Source organism: Alicyclobacillus sp. CIJ1 (assembly GCF_057538885.1).
In genome coordinates, this window is the sequence record NZ_BAAJPH010000018.1 from 1 (window position 1) to 1,848 (window position 1,848).

Below are 1,848 nucleotides of genomic sequence, written 5' to 3' on the forward strand. Positions count from 1 at the left end.
CTCTGCATTCCAGAAAAAGGTGCGTATTTACAAGGGTGCGTGTTACTCACCGCACCACGTTGCTCATTCCTCTGCGATGGGCTTGGCCCAGGCGTCCGGCCGGCTCCGGTCCCCCAACCTCCGCCGGCCGTCCGCCTGGGCTCTGCTCATGCTTTCGGGGCCTCCGCAGGCTTCCGCGACTGAAGCATGCCTTCGAACATCATGGTCCCCGCCTTCGAAACCCGAATGTTCCGAATGGCGATGTCCACCTTGTCGCCTTCTGCGACCTCGGTATCCGCAGGGAGCACGAATCGGAACCTCGTTAACATCGAGGTGTCACCGACTTCCACAAACATCCTGCTGTGATCCGCCGCTTCGCTCGCCGACATCACAACCCCGTCACGAAGAAGTAGCATGTTCCATCACCTTTCTATCAGTGAGTTTGCGCCATCCTTGCTGGTCAAATGGAGACCTTTGGGTGGCGTTCAACTACAGTTTAAACGGATGGGCTCCAAAGATCAATATGGGATGCATGAGTTTTAAAAAAGATCATGTGTATGCTTTGAGATGTGCCTATAGGCAACACAAAGTGATACATAATGTATCAAGAACGTATGAAACAAAGTGTATCAGCTCAGAATAGCACGTAGACGCTCAGGTCTGTGGCGTGCTACATTGGCCACAAATCCTCTAGAGACAAGGGAAGAAAGGGGGTGGATCATGTGCCGAGAATTCGAAAGTCCGATCAGGTCACCAAAGCGCAAATGAAGGTTTTTGGAGAGTGGTTACGAGATGTTCGGGAGTCTAAAAAAGCCACTCAGGATGAATTTGCACAGTTCCTGAACCTCTCTAATTCCTACTACAACGCGCTCGAAAACGGACGTCGCACGACCTCGCGATTTCGTTTGTATGAGATCGCGAAGCGTCTTGGGGACTTGCGCATCATCGAAAAGCTCTTTGGTTCCGAAGCTTTAACCGAACTCCAGTTTCGTGAGCAAGAATATGCCGACAAGAAACCCTCTCTGATGTATCCGATCATCTCTTATTGGGATTCAGAGGCGGAGGAGACCGAACGCGAGACGGTGTCTGCGCCATCTCTTTTCCTGTGGTGGGGATATCCGCTCGACACCCAGGTCGAAATTCGACGCGTCTCCGGGGAAACGTTGATCCATGGACAATTGGTGTACGTCCGATTACGCACCCCTGAAGAGAAACGAGAGCGGGAACCCGACGAGTTCTTCGCTGTTGTGGACTTGAGCGCTCCCTATAAGCCACTCTTGCGATCGTTAGAGAACATCCTCGTCGAGTTCTTTCAGCTCCACTCTTTAGCTGAGCTTGAACGGTGGGGGCTGGAGTCCAACGGGTACGTAACACTTCTCACTCCTAATCGCTGGAACCTTTACGAAGTGGAGCGTATGGTGGTTCCCATCGGATCACAACCGTTGAGCCACCCTTGGGCGCTCCCGTCCCTTCAGGAGTGTTCACCGGAGGTTCGTAAGCACGTCGCCGAGGAAAGCTTTTTCCTCCGCGATCTTGAAAAGCGCACACCCACTTCCGAGCCGGTGCTCTTCTCCCCCTAATGGCGGGCATCCGGCGCCACCGAGTCTAGGCCATGCGCCTCATCGCCGGTCAAGGCCAAGCCGCTTACGCGGTGCTTCGCAGCCTTGACCGGCTCGGCGCATGGCCTTTTCGCACGTTAGGCCGAATGCCCCCTTGTGCGCGAGGTGCGCGCGCAAGGGGGAGAATTTGCGCCGAACCGCAGCCTGGGTGCCGGGGCCCGGGCCGGGCGGCCTGTGGAGGCGAGTGCCATGTTGGGCGAAGAAGCCATCACGGCGTTTGGGGCGCACCTTTTGCGCCAGGGCCGGAGCC

2 protein-coding genes are annotated in these 1,848 nt (G+C 55.7%); one reads left to right on the forward strand and one right to left on the reverse strand.

The genetic code is table 11. The features are described from left to right. Positions 1 to 146: 146 nt before the first annotated feature. Positions 147 to 395: a hypothetical protein gene (locus AC27E8_RS00150; protein WP_487099046.1), complete on the reverse strand. Its 249-nt coding sequence runs from the start codon at positions 393 to 395 to the stop codon at positions 147 to 149. Positions 396 to 701: 306 nt separating this feature from the next. Here AC27E8_RS00150 and AC27E8_RS00155 point away from each other — a divergent pair, with 306 nt between their 5' ends. Beyond that, on the forward strand, positions 702 to 1,559 hold the full coding sequence (locus AC27E8_RS00155; RefSeq protein WP_487099047.1) for a helix-turn-helix domain-containing protein: 858 nt from the start codon (positions 702 to 704) through the stop codon (positions 1,557 to 1,559). Positions 1,560 to 1,848: the final 289 nt, after the last annotated feature.